The sequence below is a fragment of the Melioribacter sulfuriphilus genome, assembly GCF_052656625.1.
Map to the genome: position 1 here is coordinate 87,818 of NZ_JBQXXK010000010.1, position 20,501 is coordinate 108,318.

Annotated in this window: 21 protein-coding genes; all 21 read left to right on the plus strand. The window is 33.6% G+C overall.

The window, feature by feature from the left end; translation table 11 throughout:
• Positions 1 to 79 precede the first annotated feature (79 nt).
• Positions 80 to 1,486, plus strand: coding sequence for a DUF3943 domain-containing protein (locus tag ACUN8G_RS13230; protein ID WP_437345397.1), 1,407 nt, complete (start codon positions 80 to 82; stop codon positions 1,484 to 1,486).
• Between the two features lie 49 nt (positions 1,487 to 1,535).
• On the plus strand, positions 1,536 to 1,694 hold the full coding sequence (locus ACUN8G_RS13235; protein WP_437345398.1) for a hypothetical protein: 159 nt from the start codon (positions 1,536 to 1,538) through the stop codon (positions 1,692 to 1,694).
• Positions 1,695 to 1,952: 258 nt separating this feature from the next.
• Positions 1,953 to 2,360 carry a hypothetical protein gene (locus tag ACUN8G_RS13240; protein ID WP_437345399.1) on the plus strand — a complete coding sequence of 136 codons (408 nt, stop codon included), beginning with the start codon at positions 1,953 to 1,955 and terminating at the stop codon, positions 2,358 to 2,360.
• Between the two features lie 51 nt (positions 2,361 to 2,411).
• Positions 2,412 to 3,506: a BamA/TamA family outer membrane protein gene (locus ACUN8G_RS13245; RefSeq protein WP_422881106.1), complete on the plus strand. Its 1,095-nt coding sequence runs from the start codon at positions 2,412 to 2,414 to the stop codon at positions 3,504 to 3,506.
• Positions 3,507 to 3,530: 24 nt separating this feature from the next.
• The gene (locus tag ACUN8G_RS13250; protein WP_422881104.1) at positions 3,531 to 4,076 is read left to right on the plus strand and encodes an acyloxyacyl hydrolase; all 546 of its coding nucleotides are present in this window, start codon (positions 3,531 to 3,533) and stop codon (positions 4,074 to 4,076) included.
• A gap of 36 nt (positions 4,077 to 4,112) precedes the next feature.
• Positions 4,113 to 4,832 carry a sugar phosphate nucleotidyltransferase gene (locus tag ACUN8G_RS13255; protein ID WP_422881102.1) on the plus strand — a complete coding sequence of 240 codons (720 nt, stop codon included), beginning with the start codon at positions 4,113 to 4,115 and terminating at the stop codon, positions 4,830 to 4,832.
• A gap of 52 nt (positions 4,833 to 4,884) precedes the next feature.
• Positions 4,885 to 5,589, plus strand: a complete 705-nt coding sequence (locus ACUN8G_RS13260; protein ID WP_445480952.1) for an MlaE family ABC transporter permease — start codon at positions 4,885 to 4,887, stop codon at positions 5,587 to 5,589.
• A 4-nt stretch (positions 5,590 to 5,593) separates the two neighbouring features.
• Positions 5,594 to 6,349, plus strand: coding sequence for an ABC transporter ATP-binding protein (locus ACUN8G_RS13265; RefSeq protein WP_422881098.1), 756 nt, complete (start codon positions 5,594 to 5,596; stop codon positions 6,347 to 6,349).
• A 3-nt stretch (positions 6,350 to 6,352) separates the two neighbouring features.
• On the plus strand, positions 6,353 to 7,312 hold the full coding sequence (locus ACUN8G_RS13270) for an MlaD family protein (protein WP_437345401.1): 960 nt from the start codon (positions 6,353 to 6,355) through the stop codon (positions 7,310 to 7,312).
• A 17-nt stretch (positions 7,313 to 7,329) separates the two neighbouring features.
• Positions 7,330 to 8,118 carry an ATP-grasp domain-containing protein gene (locus ACUN8G_RS13275; protein ID WP_437345402.1) on the plus strand — a complete coding sequence of 263 codons (789 nt, stop codon included), beginning with the start codon at positions 7,330 to 7,332 and terminating at the stop codon, positions 8,116 to 8,118.
• Between the two features lie 43 nt (positions 8,119 to 8,161).
• The gene (locus ACUN8G_RS13280; RefSeq protein WP_437345403.1) at positions 8,162 to 8,986 is read left to right on the plus strand and encodes an ATP-grasp domain-containing protein; all 825 of its coding nucleotides are present in this window, start codon (positions 8,162 to 8,164) and stop codon (positions 8,984 to 8,986) included.
• A 1-nt stretch (position 8,987) separates the two neighbouring features.
• A complete protein-coding gene (locus tag ACUN8G_RS13285; protein WP_437345404.1) occupies positions 8,988 to 10,343 on the plus strand; it encodes an aspartate aminotransferase family protein in 1,356 nt (451 codons plus the stop codon).
• Positions 10,318 to 11,244, plus strand: a complete 927-nt coding sequence (locus tag ACUN8G_RS13290; RefSeq protein WP_422881089.1) for a CDP-alcohol phosphatidyltransferase family protein — start codon at positions 10,318 to 10,320, stop codon at positions 11,242 to 11,244. Before ACUN8G_RS13285 ends, ACUN8G_RS13290 begins: the two co-directional genes overlap by 26 nt.
• Positions 11,237 to 12,259, plus strand: a complete 1,023-nt coding sequence (locus ACUN8G_RS13295; protein ID WP_437345405.1) for a Gfo/Idh/MocA family protein — start codon at positions 11,237 to 11,239, stop codon at positions 12,257 to 12,259. Before ACUN8G_RS13290 ends, ACUN8G_RS13295 begins: the two co-directional genes overlap by 8 nt.
• Positions 12,252 to 13,277 (plus strand): lysylphosphatidylglycerol synthase transmembrane domain-containing protein, encoded by a 1,026-nt coding sequence (locus ACUN8G_RS13300; protein ID WP_422881085.1) that lies wholly within the window; start codon positions 12,252 to 12,254, stop codon positions 13,275 to 13,277. The genes ACUN8G_RS13295 and ACUN8G_RS13300 overlap by 8 nt, the downstream gene beginning before the upstream one ends.
• Positions 13,255 to 13,965, plus strand: coding sequence for an HAD family hydrolase (locus tag ACUN8G_RS13305; protein WP_422881084.1), 711 nt, complete (start codon positions 13,255 to 13,257; stop codon positions 13,963 to 13,965). The genes ACUN8G_RS13300 and ACUN8G_RS13305 overlap by 23 nt, the downstream gene beginning before the upstream one ends.
• 32 nt (positions 13,966 to 13,997) lie before the next feature.
• Positions 13,998 to 15,341, plus strand: a complete 1,344-nt coding sequence (locus ACUN8G_RS13310; protein ID WP_422881083.1) for an inositol-3-phosphate synthase — start codon at positions 13,998 to 14,000, stop codon at positions 15,339 to 15,341.
• Positions 15,342 to 15,354: 13 nt separating this feature from the next.
• A complete protein-coding gene (locus ACUN8G_RS13315; RefSeq protein ID WP_437345406.1) occupies positions 15,355 to 16,743 on the plus strand; it encodes a BamA/TamA family outer membrane protein in 1,389 nt (462 codons plus the stop codon).
• A 577-nt stretch (positions 16,744 to 17,320) separates the two neighbouring features.
• Positions 17,321 to 17,926, plus strand: a complete 606-nt coding sequence (locus ACUN8G_RS13320; protein WP_422881077.1) for a DUF6448 family protein — start codon at positions 17,321 to 17,323, stop codon at positions 17,924 to 17,926.
• 15 nt (positions 17,927 to 17,941) lie between these two features.
• Positions 17,942 to 20,158, plus strand: coding sequence for a nitric-oxide reductase large subunit (locus tag ACUN8G_RS13325; RefSeq protein ID WP_422881076.1), 2,217 nt, complete (start codon positions 17,942 to 17,944; stop codon positions 20,156 to 20,158).
• A gap of 20 nt (positions 20,159 to 20,178) precedes the next feature.
• Entirely contained in the window at positions 20,179 to 20,493 is a 315-nt protein-coding gene (locus ACUN8G_RS13330) for a cupin domain-containing protein (RefSeq protein WP_422881074.1), read from the plus strand.
• The last annotated feature ends 8 nt before the right edge of the window (positions 20,494 to 20,501 follow it).

Consider the following 20,501-nt stretch of genomic DNA (forward strand, 5'->3'; position numbering starts at 1 on the left):
AAAGATTCTTTTGGTAAAAGCCGGTTGCGTTGTACAGCCGGCTTTATTAAAGATAGGTAAAATAAAAAACAGGAACAGAATGAATAACAATTTATACAAAATATTTTTTACAATTATTTTTTTAAGTCAAAACTTATCTGCGCAGCTTAATGATACTAAGTTTCTTCCTTCCGGTTTATCTGATGATCAAACGAAGGTTGAAAACGATTCAACATCTACTTTAAGTTCTGATGTTAAAAAAAATTACTGGCTGCCAGCAGTTGAAGTTGTTGGATTAAATTTTGCTGTCTGGGGATATCAGAGGTATCTAAGCAGGCAGAATTGGGCAGCAATCAGTTGGGAATCGATAAAAAATAATTTCAAAAACGGATTTGTCTGGGATTATGATGGCTATTTGATAAATCAGTTTTGGCATCCATATCACGGTGCTAATTATTATAATACAGCAAGATCAAACGGACTTACATTCTGGGAGTCAGCACCTTATGCTTTTTTTGGAAGTTTGACCTGGGAATACTTTTACGAAAACGAACGGCCTTCTTATAACGATATTGTAAACACACCCGTAACAGGAATTATTCTTGGTGAGATTTCTTTTCGTGTTTCTAATTTAATTATTGATGAAAGTGCAGTCGGACTTGAAAGAGTTATTCGTGAATTCACCTCAATTTTAATTGACCCAATGCAAGGATTGAATAGAATGATTAGAGGTGACATGTGGAAAACAGGATTGCCCCGGAAAAGAGACAATTTTAGTGTGGTTGTCTCAACCGGAGTTCATAATGTTTTTTTTGGTAATAAGTTTAATGATAATAAGTCATATCTCGCACTTAGAGCAGATCTGAATTATGGAGATGAATTTTCAGTTTCACAACATCAAAAACCATTCGATTACTTTTCATTGCATATTGAAATCAATATAACACAAGACGATAATATAGTTGTAATTCTTGCCAGCGGTGTTCTGTGGGATAATAATATTAAACTCTTTAACACTTCAAAAAATATAATTGGCGTTTACAAAGAAGTAGATATTCACATCAATACTGTCTACAAACTTTCCGCTACAAGTGTCACCGGACAAATAATAAACAGAATAGAACTCAGTCCTTCAGTGGCAATGCAAAATTATCTTGGTTTATCTGCTATTCTTATGGGCGGCACAAATTCTCAATATTCAAGCGAGTATGGAAAAGATTATAACATAGGTCCTGGTGCAAGCGGTAAAATAGGGCTTGCTTTAAAAGTCAAGAATATTGGTGAAGTTTACACGAACTATAAACGATATTGGATTCACACTTTAAGTGGTGCAGAAAGTGAAGAGTTTGTCGGACTTTTTAATTTTGGTATAAGTTACAATTTATTTGCTCAGACAGCGCTTGGGTTGGATTATTTATTGTATGAACGCTATGGTGATTACAAATATTTTCCAAATACATCTGATGCAAATTCTGCACTTAGAATTTATATCAGGTATAATATTTAATTATAAGTAAATGATGTTTTTAAATTATAGTTAATCATAAAGGTAGACATTGAATAAATCAATTAGAATTATTTCAGCAATCATTGCAATCCTTTTTAGTCTTATGACAATTGTAGAAGGCTCAAAAGTATTACTTGGAATTACAATTCAGGATTATACAGTTTTTACACCAGTGTTAATCTATAATGTTATTATGGGAATTGTCTGACTCTCAGCTGGTGTCGCAATATGGTTTAATCACAAAAAAGCTTTTACTTATACAAAAATTGTGTTAATAATGCACTCGATTGTTCTTGTAACTGTAATTGCACTATACCTTTTAAGTAATGTTGTTGCAATGCATAGCGTGCAAGCAATGATTATTCGTGTAATTGTATGGATTGTAATTTTACTCTTGGTCTGGAAAAGCGAACGATCAAAAACAAATAATCAAATAATGTTAAACAAATAGATAAAGGTCATTCAGATGAGAAATAAAATAATTGCTATAATGTTTGCAATGCTAACATTTTCAAACTTCACTTTTCCGCAAAACAAAATTTCATTGCTTGATTCGGAAAAAGTAAAAGATTATTTAGAACTTAGCCAGGAACAAATTAAAGTAATCGTTCCAAAAATTGAAAGAATAAAGGCAACCATAGAAGAAGACAAAAAAATTATTGAACAAATAAAAGAACGCGTTAAAAACGATGATGAACCCGGATTCTTTGAAAAAATCAGAGTAAAGCGAGGGCACGATAAACGCGCTTCGAAGATAGAAGATTTGATAGATGAAATTAAAGATCAACTAAATGATCAGCAAAAAATTAGATTTAAAAATATCGAAAAACCGGTGTTAAAGCCCTTAGACAAAAAAGAAATTTTTGGAAAGTAATTTGACGGAAGTCTAAACGGTTAGCAAATTGAAAAAGAATTATTAAATATTATGTTAATAAAATCGTTATCAAAAATATTTGTTTTTTTCTTATTAGAAGTGGGAATAATTTATTCGCAATCGCTGGATGAGAATGTGAAAGTAAGCAGGGATGGTTTCTATCCAGTGCCTGTAATTTTTTATTTGCCAAATACCGGATATGCTTTTGGCGCAGCATTTCTATATTACAATAACCCAGACAGAGGTAATTCAAATAGATTCCCTGATATTGTCGGTGGATTTGGTACATATTCTACAAAAAAACAGGTTCAGGGTAGCATACGCGTAAACAGATATTTTGGCGATAATGATTACAGGTTCGACCTTGATATTTCTTACTTCAGGACACCGGATGAATTTTGGGGAATAGGACCCGATCCAGCAACCAAAGTTAAAGAAGATGTAACTTATAACCAGTATAGAATAAAAGTTGATTTTATTATTGCAGTAGAAAAACATTTCTTTATTGGTCCATATTTCTGGTTTGAAAAATTTTCAATCGCTGAATATGTACCAGGCGGAATTATAGAAACTGGAAACTTACTCGGGGCCTTAGGCGTAACCACATCTGGCGCCGGAGTAGGATTTGTTCTTGATTATAGAGATAGTTTGTTTTTCCCAACAAAAGGGATCTATGGAGATTGTAAGATTCTGTTCTATAGAAAATTTCTTGGTGGGGATGTTAACTTTTTTCGATTCGATTTTGATGGAAGACATTATTTGACTATTGCAAAGGGACAGGTTATTGCTTTTAATACAATATATAACGGTACTGCTGGTGATGTTCCGATTCAAATGCTGCCCAAATTAGGCAATCACCAAATGATGCGCGGCTACCCAATGGGAAAATATTTAGATAAAAATTTGTGGGCTTCTCAAGTTGAATATAGAAGACCATTATTATGGCGTATTGGAGCATCGGCATTCTTTAGTATTGGGCAGGTTTTTCCGGAAATTAAAAAATTCACATTCAATGATTTAAAGATTTCGGGAGGGCTCGGACTAAGATACTTGTTGGATAGAGACGAACATTTAAATGTTCGGTTGGATGTTGCTCAATCACGCGAAGGCACTTACGTTTATTTTACAATACAAGAAGCGTTTTAAAGTTAGAAAAACTTTAATAATGAAATGAAGATAGGTTTTTCAAATATACTTACATCAATTATGATTTTTTCACTCGGTATAACAATTATAACCGAGAGCTTTGCACAAGGTATAGAGTATGGCATAAGAACGGGGATAAATAATACGCATAAAAAAGATTTGGACTTATCAGTGTTTGAAATCTTTTTACATACTGCACCACCGGTATATTCATTGATGGATAATATTTTTGCTCCGTTAAATATTTCTTTTGAAATTGCGTTTGGAATGATAAGAGAGAAAACAAATAGTTCTTTGATGTTTTCAATGGGTCCAACATTAAATTTAATTAACTATAAGAATATTTTCTCTGTTTCAACTGGTCTCAAACCCAGCTTAACGACTAATCATATATTTAACAATTTTGATCTCGGTGGAACGCTTAATTTTAAAAGTCATATCGCAGTAAATGTTTCACCTAACAAAAAAATTATTTTAGGATATAGACTTGAACATATTTCAAATGCCGGGTTATATCAAAAGAATCCCGGATTAAATATTCACTATGTGGAAGTTATTTTTGTTTTGTAAAATGAGTAATAATATCAACATAAAGAGATAAATATTATGGATTTAGCAATTATAGCTGCTGGGGAAGGGCTTAGATTAAAAGAAGAAGGAATTACTATTCCAAAACCACTCGTGAAAATTAACGGTGTTCCTTTAATTAAGAGAATAATTGATATGACACTTATAAATGGATTCGACTCTATAGTATGTATTATTCGTGAAGAATCGAAGGAGCTGGAAAGATTCTTAAAAGAAAATTATACAAATTACCCGTTGAATTTAATAGTGAAATCAACACAAAGTTCATTCCACAGTTTATATCAATTAAGTAGATTATTATCAACGCCATTTCTACTAACTACTTCTGATTCAGTATTTCTAGAGTCAGAATTTAAATCGTTTGTGAATTATGGAATGAATTTAAAAGATGCCGATGGGGTAATTGCTGTAACAGATTTTATCGATGACGAAAAACCATTGTATGCAGACATAGACGAAAACGATAGGATAATAAACTTTAATGATTCGAATAACGGTTATGAATTTGTAACAGGCGGTTTGTATTTGTTTAAAAAAAATATTCAAAAAGAGATTGAAGAAGCTATGAACTCTGGAGTTATCAGATTAAGAAACTTTCTAAGGTTTCTAATTCAAAAAGATTTTCGATTGTATGCTCTCCCATTTTCAAAAATTGTTGATGTAGATCATGTAAGTGATATTAAAACAGCCGAGGAATTTTTATCTGATCACAATGCTAAAACTCAGGAGAAAAATTAAATTGACCCGTTTTCAAAAAATGATTATTAGTTTGCAGGAATATTCTTTTTTAGTGAAAGATATAATCGTCGGCTTTTCTAAAATTAGAGATTACTGGGGCGAAATGATTGAGGAAATGTACTTAATTGGTACGAAATCATTTTACCTAATTTTTTTAGGTGGATTGTTTACCGGTGTAATTCTTGCAATTGAAACCGGTCATCAACTTGAAACATTCGGAGCAACAAGCTGGATTGCGAAGACTGTATCTTTAGGCATGGTTCGTGAACTGGGACCTGTAATTACAGGATTATTACTTGCCGCAAGAACAGGCGCAAAAAATACATCTGAACTGGGGGCAATGCAATTAAGCGAGCAGATTGATGCGTTAAAAGCATTCGGTGTTAGTCCTGTCGAAAAACTTGTAATTCCACGTACTGCAGCTGCTCTTGCAATGTTTCTACCTCTCACATTGATAGCAGACCTTGTAGGAATTCTGGGCGGTATGCTAGTATCAAATCAAACGTTCAACAGCGACCTAAATACATTCTGGCATACAGCGGTTATATCTCTTAAAATGAAAGACCTGTTCGTTGGATTCATAAAGCCGTTCTTCTTTGGATTTTTTATAGCAACAATAAGCTGTTACTTTGGATTAACCACTAAAGGCGGTACAACTGGTCTGGGTAAAAATACAATTAATGCTGTTGTCTATTCGTCGGCAATCATATTAGTTCTTGATTTCATCTTTACTAAAGTAGTCTGGGAGTTATTATAAAATTATGGTTGAATTGAAAAATGTTTCATTAGAAATAAACAATAACAGAATATTGAGGGACGTCTCCCTTACGATTGAAAAGGGAAAAAATACAGTAATAATGGGACCAAGTGGTGCAGGCAAGAGTTCTATACTAAAAGTAATACTTGGATTATGGCTTCCCGATGAAGGAGACGTAATTTTTGAAGGTAGAAGCATCAATGAAATGAACGATAGTGAATTGTTGGAATTAAGGAAAAATATCGGAATGGTTTTTCAGGGGAATGCGCTTTTCGACGCTTTAACAGTAGCAGAAAACATCCTTTATTTTTTACCGGATAAAAGAAAATATTCCGAAAAAGAATTAAAAATTAAAATCGAAGAACTCCTTTCGTTTGTAAATCTTACAGGCACAGAAAATTTGTATCCTGAAGAATTGAGCGGTGGAATGAAAAAAAGAGTTGCCATAGCACGCGCCCTTGCTTTCAATCCTAAAATTATTCTCTTTGATGAACCAACCACGGGACTCGACCCGATTAATACCGCTTCGGTTCTTGAAATGATTGATAAATTAAAACTTAAAAACGCTACGTCTGTAATAGTTACACATATTGTTGACGATGCAATAGAAATAGGTGATAAGTTTATAATGATTAATCAAGGAGAAGTAGTTGACGAAGGAGACCTTCAAAAAATTCTGAACTCGAATAATCCTTTTGTAAATCAATTCTTTATGAAAAGAAAACAATTATTGTCCAATAGAGTTTCTCTCGGAGTTTAAAAGATGATAAGAAATGGGAAAAAAAATCAAAGCTTAAAAGTCGGTTATACTATTTTCGCCGGACTGGTAATATTTTTTGTTTTTATAATACTGGTAGGAACGGAAGGCTATTACTTCTCGAAAACATATACTCTGAATATGTACGTAAAGAATACCAACGGTTTAATCGAGGGGAGTAAAATTTATCTGGGAGGATTAAAAGTCGGAACAATTGATAAAATTGAGTTCACAACATTTGGAGATAATAATCTAGTATTGCTGCGACTCGCAGTTCTTGAGAAATACAAATCCCGGATTACTGTTAATTCTTATGCTAAAATTGAAACAAGTGGATTATTAGGTGATAAATTAATCAACATATCATTAGGAAATCAGAATGAAAGACCTCTTCAAGAAGGTGAATTTATACAAGTAAAGGAATCAGTCTCCTTCGATAATATAGCGGATAAGATTGTGCCAATTGTTAATAACATTGAAAAAATTACTGCTAATATTGCAACTGTAACAGATTCATTAAATGGTCAAAATAAACTTTCGGGGTTATTATTTGGAATCGAAACTACGAAAAATTTGAATTCAACATTAAAAGAACTAAACGCTATAACATCCAAACTCAATAACGGTAACAACACATTCAGTCGTTTTATTAATGAAGACAGCCTGTATGCAAGCCTTAAATCACTCGTTGATAATTTGCAAAATATTTCCAGTTCATTGAGTTCAGGCAGGGGTACGCTGGGGAAATTAATTAAGAATGATTCAATTTATAATAATCTTAATGATATTACGGGCAATCTTGAGAAAGTCACCTCATCTCTCAATAGCGATTCTACAATAGCAGGTGGTATTCTCAACAACCCGGAAGGTTTTGAAAAGTTAGTTAAACTGTTAGACCAGCTTGCTAATCTCGTTAAAGATATTAAAATAAACCCTGAAAAATATTTTCATATATCGGTCTTTTAATAAATAGGAAAATAGTTATGGAAAGGATTGCCGGTATTAAAAGAAGCAGAGAATTTTCCCCCAATCATATAGAGAACGACTCACTCATATTTATGAAGACTGTCGAGGAGCTTAATAAACTTGGAGTTGAAGTAAATATTTACAACGAAGAAGAGATAGAAACGGGTAAGAATTTAAAAGAAAACCTAATTTTTTCGATGGCAAGAGGCACTCAAGTATTAAAAAAATTACTTAAAGCAGAATTAGAAGGGAAAATTGTTATTAATCCATCTCTAACAGTACTTAAATGTCATAGAATTAATATGTCAAAGTTGCTTAAAGAAGCTGGTATTCCTTTTCCTTTGACGATTGCTGGCACTCTCGATTATTTAGAAAGTTACGATTTTGAAAATATTGGTACTACAAAAGTATGGATAAAAAGAGGCGATATTCATGCTATACATAAAGAAGATGTAACGGCAGTATTCAGTAACGAAGAAAAAATAAATATTTTAAAGGAATTTGGATATCGTGGAATTACTTCTGCTATTTTACAAGAACACATTGAGGGGGAAGTTCTAAAATTCTATGCTGTTAAAAACACTGATTTTTTTGAATACTATTTCTACAATAGAGATAATAAAATAAATGTAGATGAAGATAAATTGAAAGAGTATGCTGCTAGGTCAGCAGATGCACTAGGACTGGAAATATTCGGTGGCGATGCTATTGTATCCGACTCAGGGAAAATTACAATAATCGATGTAAACGATTGGCCTAGCTTTGCCCCTGTACGGAATAAAGCGGCAAAATTTATAGCGAATTAATCTATGACAAGCTAATAAATAGTGGAAATTAAGAGGCAAAAAAATGATAAAAATTGCTGGCATTAGAAGACATGTAGCTTATTCACCAAATCACATAAGTAATGATACAAAGATATTTCTGCGCACAGTTGAAAAACTAAATGATAAGGGATTTGATATTACTATTTATGAAGAGCAGGATTTGACCTATATAGATATTAAAGAATCTATTATATTTTCTATGGCGCGGGGAATGGAAAGCACTCTAAAATTAAAAGAGCTCGAAAAAGAAGGTCGGCTGATAATTAATTCACCGCAAGGTTCAATCAATAGTTACAGAGTTAATATGGTCAGAATACTTCCTGAAAACGGAATCCCTTTTCCCAAAAGCTTTGTAATTAAAGTGGAAGAAAAGGAAAAAATAAAATTTAAGGATTTTAATAGTCGTAAAATCTGGATAAAAAGAGGAGATGTTCACGCTGTGCATCGGGAAGATGTAACAATAGTTTATTCAGAAGAAGAGAAAGAAAATATTATTTCGGAATTTGCACGAAGAGGAATACAAAAAGTAGTATTACAAGAGCATCTCGATGGCGATGTAGTCAAATTTTATTCAGTGGCTAATACGAATTTTTTCCATTGGTTTTATTTAAATGGCATAAATCATAATCCTTTTGATATAAATCTGCTTAGAGAATTGGGCAATGAATCAGCCGGGGCAATCGGGTTGGATGTATATGGAGGCGACGCAATTATTTCGCGAGATGGAACTATTTCTATTATTGATATAAATGATTGGCCAAGTTTTGCGCCGGTACGCGAAGAAGCAAGTTCCTCAATAGCCGAACTAATTGTTAGAAAAATAAATAATTTTTTTGTGGAGAGATGATATGGAAGTAGAACGAAAAATCGAATATGCCTCTGTTCTTACAGAAACTCCCGGTCCGAAATCATTGGCATTGTTTAATGAAGAGCAGAACTACATTGCTCCGGGCATTCAAACCATTGCGACACGTTCAAAAATTGCTATTGAACGTGGTCAGGGATGTTTTGTCTATGATGTTGACGGTAACAGGTACATTGATTTTTTTGCAGGTGTCGGTGTCGCAAGTCTTGGGTACAATCATCCGGTTTACAACAAAATGATGAAAGAACAACTTGATAAAATTCATGTTGGCAGTTTCACTTCTGAAAATAGAGTCAAGCTTACCAAACTTCTTTCTGAAATTGCAATAGGTGATTTAAGATGGAGCCAATTTTACAGCGGCGGCGCTGAAGCTGTTGAAGCAGCTCTTAGAATGGCAAAATCATACACAAAGAAAAATGAGTTTATAGGATTCTGGAATGGATTTCACGGCAAAACTGTTGGTGTACTTGGATTACTTGGAGATAATTTTAAGTTTGAACTCGGTCCTCTACCACCAGGAATTTATACCACTCCTTATGCTGATTGCAGACATTGTGAATTTAATAAAACTTTTCCTGGTTGTAATTGGGAATGTGTTGATCACATAAGAAAAAAAATTAGATATGAAACAACAAACAATATAGCTGCAATCATTGTAGAGCCAATTCAAGGAACCGCAGGAAATGTTGTACCTGCTCCAGGATATCTAAAAGAATTAAGAAAACTTGCCGATGATATTGGAGCATTATTAATCTGTGATGAAATGATAACCGGATTTGGAAGAACAGGAAAAATGTTCGGGACTCAACACGAAAATATTATCCCTGATATCATTACAATTGGAAAAGGATTTGGCGGCGGATTTCCAATAACCGGAGTTATGTCTCGCAAAGAAATAATTTTTGCCAAACCTTTTGGTAATCCAAGTGGAAGTTCCTCCAGTTATGGCGGAAATCCATTTGCATCAACAGCGGCTTATGCTACCGTTAAAACAATTATTGAAGAAGGTTTAGTTGAAAATTCTGCAACAGTTGGTGCTTTTATGCTCGAAAAACTTAACGAGATGAAGTCAAGAATTCCGATTATTGGGGATGTGCGTGGCAAAGGTTTAATGATTGGGATTGAACTTGTCAAAGGTAAAGATTCAAAAGAAAAACTTGATAAAAAATATACCGAAATGGTTTTTCAGGAATGTCTGAAACGCGGATTGATTTTAATGGGATATAATGCAGATATAAGAGTTTATCCACCTTTAATCATCACAAAAGAAATTGCAGAAGAAGGTATGCAGATTATGGAGGAAGCATTTACTTATGTGGCTGAACAAATTAAAAATTGAATCAACATATAAATCAACTGATACTGAAGAATTTCTCGATAAAATATTTTATCGGAGAGTGGGTTATGCAATGGCTCTTGCTTCGAAGTCATTGGGACTCACACCAAATAATGTAACATTTATCAGCGTTATTTTTGGTGTGGTTGCAGGTAATCTATTTTATTATCAAGATATTACTTTAAACATAATTGGCGTCATTTTCCTTATAATAGCTGAAGCGCTGGACGGAGCGGACGGGCAGCTTGCTCGAATGACCAATACTTATTCACGTTACGGTAGAATATTTGATGGGGTAGCCGGTAATTTATGGTTTATAAGTATCTACCTTCATATGTCCGCAAGGTTTATTATAGAAGGTGGAACACCGTTTATATTACTGATTGCATTGATTTCCGGAATTAGTCACTCTTTTCAGAGTGCAATGGCAGATTACTACAGAATCTTCTATTTGTATTTCACTCAAAATAAGAATAAAGATATTGATGATCTTAGTGAGGTTAAAGAAACATATTCCAGACTATCCTGGATAAATGCACCTTTTAAGAAATTCCTGCTTAGGGTTTATATAAATTATATTCGTCAACAACATATCCTTGCAAAGAATGTTAGAAGCCTTTACAGGTATGTTGAAGATAGTTTTAATGGTATCGCCCCGCAATGGTTTAAAGAGGAATATAGAAATCTAAACAAACCAATGATTAAGTATCAGAATATTTTAACTACTAATACAAGAATGATTGTTCTGTTTATTTCAGTCTTTTGGGGCAATATCCTTTACTATTTTCTTTTTGAATTAATAGTACTCAATCTGGTGCTGATCTACTTTGTAATTAAGGAAGAAAAGATTCATAAATACTTATTTGAGTTTGTGAAAGGTAAAAAGGAATTATCAAATGCTTAAAGGAGCTATAGTTGGTTTTGGCAAAATAGCAAGAACAAATCATCTTGTAGCTTTTCGATCAGAAGAATTAAAAACAAGTATTGATATAACTTCTGCGGTTGAATCAAATGCTAACACAAGAGAAAACTGTAAGAAAGAGTATAACGAAATAAATTTTTACGAATCATTAGACAAAATGTTTGAAACCGAGAAGATTAATTTTATTGATATAACTACTCCGCCTAAATATCATAAAGAAATTATAGAGTGGGCAATTGATAAAGGCATTCATATTATTTGTGAAAAACCATTTACTACATCTTACGCCGAAGCAACAGAACTATATAAAACTCTTATCGAAAAGAATATATTGTTCGTACCTTGTCATCAATATAAATATTCTCCTCTGTGGGGCGAGTTCAAATCTTTTGTTGATGAATTAAATGATAATGAAAGAATATTTCTCCAATTCAATGTTTTCAGAACAGGTGCTGATCCGGGTTTGAGTGTTAATCTTCCGCCGTGGAGATTAAATAAGGAAATCAGCGGAGGTGGAATTTTGTCTGATACAGGCTTTCACTATCTCTACCTTTCAAACTGGTTGTTGGGCAAGCCATTAAGGGTAACTACGGTTAACCAAAATCTTGCGCACAATCAATATCAGGTTGAGGATACATCTCAAATAATTTTAGAATATCAGCAAGGAATTATACAAATTAATCTCAGCTGGGCTTATCACTCCCGCCGAAATGAAGCAAAACTGATTTCTAAGAGTGGAAGTCTTTTCTATGATGGCGATAGCTATATCATAAAAACTAAAAATGAGAAAAGTGAAAAAATATCTGTGCCCGATGCTTCTGATAAATCCCATTATACAAATCTTTATATAAAACTCTTTTCTGATTTTACAAAATCTGTTCAGAACAAGAATTTTCATAAAAAAGGATTGGAAGACGCATACAACACAATTTACTTGCTGGATAAATGTTACCAATCTGCTTGCAAAAACAAGACAATAGAATTATACAATGAGTAAAAAATCCAAAATAATATTGTTCTTAGTCGGTCTTACAATATTTACTTATCTGGTTTGGGATTTCGGATTAAATAATATTTTATCAAACCTTTATAAAACCGGCTGGTATTTTATTCCCGTTATTGGTGTATGGTGTTTCGTCTATTTTTTTAATGCACTTGCCTGGAAATTTATACTTGGAAATAATAAACATAATTTCCCATTCTATAAAATATTTTCCCTAACCATCAGCGGATTTGCAATTAATTACATTACGCCATTTGTTGGACTGGGTGGCGAACCATATCGTATTGCAGAACTAAAAGCGCAGCTGGGAACAAGTAGGGCGGTTTCTTCTACTATCCTGTATTCAATGATTCACTTTCTTTCTTCTTTTATTTTCTGGATACTAATTATTTTGCTTGCGTTCATTACACTAACCCTTACAGTAGCAACTAAGCTATCTTTGTTAATTGCACTGATAGTGTTTTTGGTAATAACATATTTTTTTATCACACGCCACAAAAAAGGGGTAGTAAAATCTTTATTTAATATCTCTTTAAAAATCCCTTTCATAAATAGAGTTTTTGTCCCCCTTTTTAATAAAAAAGAATCAATTCAAATAATCGATGAGCAGATAACAGATCTATATTTAAATCGAAAACTGAATTTTTATTTAGCACTATCAAGTGAAATTATTTCACGGATTATTGGATCACTTGAATATTTGTTTATTCTAAAGGCAATTGGAATTAATATAACTTTTATTGAGGCATTGTATATCAATGCTTTTTCCGCTTTTATGATAAATCTTTTTTTCTTTATGCCTTTAGAATTGGGTTCCCGCGAAGGTGGGCTTATACTTGTTTTAGAAACTTTAAATATAACTTCTTCGCTTGGTATTTATGTGGGATTGGTAAATAGAATACGAGAACTTTTCTGGATATTAATTGGAATTATTCTCATTGCGCTAAGCGGGAAAAAAGCAAATCCGGATTTATTAACTGAGACAGATTATGAAAAAAGCACTGTTATTTGATTTTGGCGGAACACTTGATACTGATGGAATTCACTGGAGTGAAAAATTCTTTGATCTTTATAATCATTTCCATATTCCACTTACAAAAGCAAATTTTAGGGAAGCTTTTGTTTATTCTGAACGGACTATTTCTAATATCATTAAACCAGATTTCAGCTTAAAGCAAACTCTTAAATCTCAAATAGCATATCAATTAGAATATTTTAAAAAGAATAATCTGTTAAAAGAAGATTTTTCACAAAACATTAACAAACTAACAGATTGGTGTTATAGTTCTGTAATTGAAAATGTGAAAATCACTAAAGAGATATTAAATCAGCTTTCAAATGAATATTTGCTTGCACTTATTTCTAATTATTATGGAAATATTGAGATAGTTCTAAAAGAACTTTCAATCAAAAAGTACTTCGCTTTCATTGTTGATTCTGCAGTAATCGGATTCAGAAAACCAGATCCAAAAATTTTTCAGTTCGCTTTGAATGAATTAGGCGTAAATCCCAATAATGCTGTTATGATTGGCGATTCTTACAACAATGATATTGTTCCGGCAAAGTTAATTGGTTGCAAAACAATTTGGATAAATAACAGAGGATGGAACGAACAAAACGAAAATGATAAAGCAGATTTTATTATAAAATCATTTAAGGAGTTACCTGAAATTTTAAAAACGATAAATAAAGTCATATAAATATTCATTATTCTAAAGAAGGAGAGAGAAAAATGGAATCAAAAATGATTGAAAATCCCGATGGTAAACTTGGTGTTTTAATTGTCGGGTTAAATGGTGCAATATCAACAACATTTTTAGCCGGCATCTATGCCATTAGAAAAGGATTGGCAAAGCCAATCGGCTCGCTTACACAAATGGGTACAATTAGAATCGGAAAAAGATCCGATAATAATTTCCCATTGATAAAAGATTTTGTTCCACTAGCTGCTATTGATGATCTGATTTTTGGTGGCTGGGATATAAGAGATGAAACCTGTTTTGAAGCTGCCGAATATGCAAAAGTATTAAATGAAAAAGATTTGAATAATGCTGCAGAAGAATTAAAATCTTTAAAACCAATGAAAGGTGTTTTCGACCAAAATTATGTTAAGCGATTAACAGGCACTTATGTAAAAGAAGGAAAAACAAAATACGATCTGATGATGAAAATAAGAGATGATATAAAAACTTTTAAAGAATTACATTCACTTAAACGTGTTGTTGTTATCTGGGCAGCAAGCACAGAAACTTTCATACCGGTAAGCGAGGTTCACAAAACTAAAGAAGCATTTATTGAAGGGATGAAAAATAATCATCCTGATGTTTCGCCCAGCATGCTTTATGCTTATGCGGCAATTGCGGAAGGAGCTCCATATATAAATGGTTCACCAAGCTTAAGCGTTGACGCTCCGGCAATAGTAGAATTTGCTAATGAAATGGAGGTCCCGGTTGCAGGTAAAGATTTTAAGACTGGTCAAACTTTGGTTAAGACTGTAATAGCTCCTATGCTTAAAACAAGATTGCTCGGTTTAAGTGGTTGGTTTTCAACAAATATACTTGGCAATAGAGATGGAGAAGTGTTGGATGATCCCGGTTCCTTTAAAACAAAAGAAGAAAGCAAACTATCCGTAATTGATTCAATTCTTCAACCGGATTTATATCCGGATTTATACGAAAATTATTATCACAAAGTCAGAATTAATTATTACCCGCCGCGTGGTGATAATAAGGAGGGCTGGGATAATATTGATATTTTCGGTTGGCTGGGATATCCGATGCAATTAAAAATTAATTTCTTGTGTCGTGATTCTATTTTAGCAGCTCCAATTGTACTCGATTTAATTTTATTTGCTGATCTTGCAAAAAGAAGCGGAATGAAAGGTATTCAGGAGTGGATGTCTTTATTCTTTAAGAGTCCCATGCATTCGCCAGATGTTGTACCTGAACATGACCTTTTCATTCAAATGATGAAATTAAAAAATACATTGCGAAGATTAATGAATGAATCTCCAATTACACACCTGGATACGAATGGAACAAATCATTTAATAGACGAACTAGAATATTTAGATTAAATAATTAATAAAAATGATGATAAAACAAACTGCTAATAATAGACTAAAAATAAATGCTCTCTTGCTCTTATTATTTAGTTCACTTTTTTATGCCGATGTTAAAAGTCAATCAGAGATTAGCAAATCAAATGAATTTGCTTTCCTGAATAATGACTTAATTGAAGAAGTTATAATTGATTCTCTCGTTCAAAAAAATAATGACATTACAATTTCAGCACTGCCCTTCGCACTTTACAGCGAAATATTTGGTTGGGCTGTCGGCGGGTTTGTTGGAGTTCAGGGATTATCACAAAAAAATATGTCCCTTTATATGGGTGGATTAATTAGCACTAATGGAACCAAGTATGGATTCATTCAATTCAGAGAATTTTATTTACCGTTTTATCCGCGAGTATATATTGCGCCGGATATTTTAGGCGGTTACTTTGGCGTGCTTAAGGTTTACAAAGACCCGCCCGGTTCACCTCCCCCAGCAACTTCAAAAGAACGTGCGGGAAGCAATGATTCCGATGAAAATGATTATGCGGAAGTCAGCGGTTCCGATCAATGGTACGAAATGAAAGTGAGATTTTTGCTTCCAATTGGTCACGGAAAGGATAAAGTCTATTTCGCTCCGAAATTTAAAAACGGAATATTAGTCTCGGGAGAAACGGGCGGGACTCATTGGAATCCTTTTCTAAGTGGAAGGACATTTATCGATATAAAACCTTTTTACAGAAAACGTGTGGCTTTTGCTACAAATGGAATTGAATTTGCGCTTACAAGAGAGAATACAGATTATTATGTAAATCCTACACGAGGGAGCTTCCAGAAATTTGCATTTCGAAGAGATTTTGGATGGTTTGATACTATGGCACCCTGGAGTGTTGTCGAAGCAGATCTAAGATGGTACTTACCGCTTCACGAAATTTTTTCAGATAAAAATTCTCTGCCAAAAGTATTAGCTATTGATTTCTGGACTGTTAACACACTTACTTGGAATAGTTATGATATTGTCGGAATAGATCAAAATGGAAACAATATTAAAAAATTTCATCGACCACCGCCATATACCGGAGCTTATCTCGGCGGAAGATATCATTTACGGGCATATTACGAAGGCAGATTCAACGATCGCGCTGCAATTTATTATGGTGCAGAATATAGACAAATAATTTCCTGGAATCCTTTCAACGAGTGGTGGTTAACAAGAAATCTTAATATTCATTGGCTGCAATTTGCTTTGTTTGGAGAAATCGGCAGAGTTGCCTCTGATTGGAAATTATCAACATTGCATTCCGATATGAAATGGTGTGCCGGTGCCGGTATTCGAATATTTATGAATAATTTAATATTAAGATTGGATAATTCTTTTGGCAAAGAAGGAATGTATATTCAAATGTTTGTTGACCATGCGTTTTGATATTTACTGAAAATCGGTTCCGTATCAAGCAATTTGAAAGATAAAGTAAGAATACTTAAACGATATATTTAAAATCCTTTGATATACATTTGAGAAATATCTGATAATCTTTTTAATATCCTGCAAGCCGCACATTAAATAAATGAGTCATAGGATTTATTGAGCTTAGATTTTTCCGCATTTTAAGAGTAAGTGAATTGAATACTTTATACAAACTAAACTATTCTGACCTAAGTCAATGAATTTAATTTGTAATGGAAATAGTTTAAACCTGCTATAAAAAAAGGAGAATATGATGAAGATTAATATCCCTTTATCCTTAAAATTTAAACACGCTGAGACCTACAATCACCTCGCCAATGCAAGCAAATTGGTGGCGTAGAACTAAGACTATTGTTATAGCTCTTAATAGATTGGTTGAAGTAACAAAGGGAAAAAATAAAAATGATATCGTTGATTTAGCTCAACAATTGAAACTACAAGCAAAAATAGAAGAGGAAGTTACCTATCCAACTGCACTATTGTTTGGAGAGTACTTGTAAATAAAATCAAATTATTAATTAAGGAGGATACTGCTATGATACTCAAATCAAAAATTGCAATGATATCATTTTTAGCGTTGTTTACTTTTATCCTGTCAGATTCCACTTTTGCTCATTGTGATTCGATGGAGGGTCCAGTTGTTAAAGCTGCTCAAAAAGCTCTCGAAACAGGTAATATTAATTATGTATTAATCTGGATTAAAGCTGAATATGAGTCGGAAATCCAAAATCTCTTCGATAAAGTATTGCGTGTCAGAACACTTAATAATGAAGCTCTGGAATTAGCTGATATGTATTTCTATGAAACTGTTGTCAGGCTTCATAGAATGGGTGAAGGTGTTGGTTATACCGGATTAAAACCCGCAGGTTATAGACCAGAAGAAGGAATTGAAGCTGCAGACATCGCAATTGAAAAAGGTTCAGTTGAAGAAATTCTTCAACATGCAGATAAATCCAAACATTCGGATGTAATAAAGTATTTTAATGATGTTCAACTAAAGAAAAATTATAAAGTAAATGATATAAAAGCCGGGAGAGAATTTGTTGAGGCTTATGTTCATTTTATCCATTATGTTGAAAAGCTATTTAATACAGACAAAAACGAGAATCAACATAACACGCACAATCAAAATCATTTTTAACAAAATGAGGATATTATGAAAAAATATTGGATCAGCTTTTTAAGTGTGATTATTGTATCCTTTACTGTACTTAGTATAATCGGTATAAAAATTTACCAGCAAAAACCTCCCATACCGGAAAGAATTGTAACGAAAAACGGAGAAATAGTCTTTACGAAGTCTGATATTCAGGAGGGGCAAAATGTATGGCAGGCAATGGGTGGAATGGAATCTGGTTCGGTTTGGGGACACGGAAGTTATGTTGCACCTGATTGGACTGCTGATTGGCTCCATCGTGAGTTGGTAACTGTCCTTAATATTTGGTCGGCACAAAATTATGGGACAGAATTCAGCAAGCTAACGGCAGAGCAACAATCATCTCTTAAGGCAAAATTAATAGAGATGTATAGAACAAACACGTATAATGATCAAACAGGTGAAATTCAAATAGCTAACGAAAGATATGATGCGATTAAAGAAAACATTAAGCACTTTAATAACGTCTTTACAAATGGGAATGATGATTATGCAATTCCCAAAAACACTTTAAGTGATCCTGAAAAACTAAGAAAGCTTAATGCATTCTTTTTCTGGAGCGCATGGGCTGCATCTACTAACAGACCTAATGAAAATTTTACCTACACAAATAATTGGCCTCACGAAGAATTAATTCAGAATATTCCTACTCCCGATACAATTGTTTGGACTGGAGTAAGTATCATACTGTTGTTGCTTGGCATTGGTGGAATGGCGTGGTATTACGCCGCAAACAAAGGCACGGTAGAACACAAAGATTTTCCAAAAGAAGATCCACTATTGGGAGCTACAGTAACACCTTCTCAAAAAGCTGTTATTAAATATTTCTGGATTGTTTCATTGCTTTTTCTTCTGCAAATAATTTTAGGAGTGGTTACTGCACATTATGGAGTAGAAGGCGGAGCTTTTTATGGAATACCTATAGCCGAGATTTTTCCATATGTAATTACACGAACCTGGCATATTCAGCTAGGGATTTTCTGGATTGCAACCGCCTGGCTCGCCTCTGGTCTTTACATCGCTCCTGCTGTTAGTGGTGTTGAACCCAAGGGACAAAAATTAGGCGTTAATATTCTTTTTATCGCTTTACTGGTAGTTGTTCTTGGTTCAATGGCAGGTGAATGGCTTAGTATAAAACATTTATTGCCTGAAAATTTCTGGTTTTACTTCGGACATAGTGGTTATGAATATATTGATCTTGGCAGATTTTTTCAGATTTCACTTTTAATTGGATTATTTTTGTGGTTATTCCTGATGTGGCGTGGAATCAAACCTGCTCTCAAAAAAAATAACGAACAAAAACCTATTCTTACTCTATTTTTAATTTCTACAATTGCTATTGCTTTATTTTACGGAGCTGCATTGATGTACGGAAAGCATACAAATCTCGCAATTGCCGAATATTGGCGCTGGTGGGTAGTTCATCTTTGGGTCGAAGGATTTTTTGAGGTTTTTGCTACAGTTGTAATTGCATTTTTATTTGCCAGATTAAACCTGATATCTATTAAAACTGCAGGACAGGCCACCGTACTTTCAGCAACAATTTTTCTTTCTGGCGGAATTATTGGCACACTTCATCATCTCTATTTTTCCGGAACTCCAATGATTGTGCTGGCATTAGGCTCCGTATTCAGCGCTCTTGAGGTTGTACCACTTATGTTTGTTGGTTATGAAGCGTGGGAAAATATTAAACTTTCAAGATCGACTGAATGGGTGAAAAAATATAAATGGGCAATCTACTTTTTTGTCTCGGTTGCTTTTTGGAATATGCTGGGAGCAGGACTTTTCGGGTTTATGATTAATCCCCCAATTGCCCTTTATTATATGCAAGGACTAAATACTACTCCTGTTCACGGACACGCTGCATTGTTTGGAGTTTATGGAATGCTCGGAATTGGATTAATGCTATTTTCACTACGCGGAATTAGACCGGATATCGAATGGAATGAAAAACCAATTAAATGGTCTTTCTGGCTGATAAATTTTGGATTATTTGCCATGGTTACCTTTAGTTTACTCCCTGTCGGTTTAATGCAAACCTGGGCTTCAGTTGAACACGGTTACTGGTACGCAAGGAGCGCTGAATTTTTGCAAACCAGCACAATGCAAACATTAAGATGGCTGAGAGCATTTGGCGATTCAATTTTTGCAATTGGTGCAATTATCCTCGTCTATTTTTTTTTCCAATTGTCTATTAAGTTCTTAAAAAATAAATAAAACAATTAGTGAGTAATATAATGAACGATGAAATTAATAAAGTGTCACTAGCCGATTCAATTGCTTATCAAAATGGCTCAATTGTCAGTAAACAGATTCTTAAAAAAACGAGCGGAAACATAACACTTTTTGCTTTCGATAAAGAAGAATCTTTAACAGAGCATACTTCACCTTACGAGGCTGTTGCTTACGTCGTCGAAGGCGAAATGGAAATAACAATAGGCGGAAAGGTTAATAATGTTAAAACTGGAGAACTAATTATAATGCCACCAAATATTCCACATGGATTAAAAGCGATAGACAGATCTAAACTGCTTTTGATTATGATAAAATAATTTGTTGT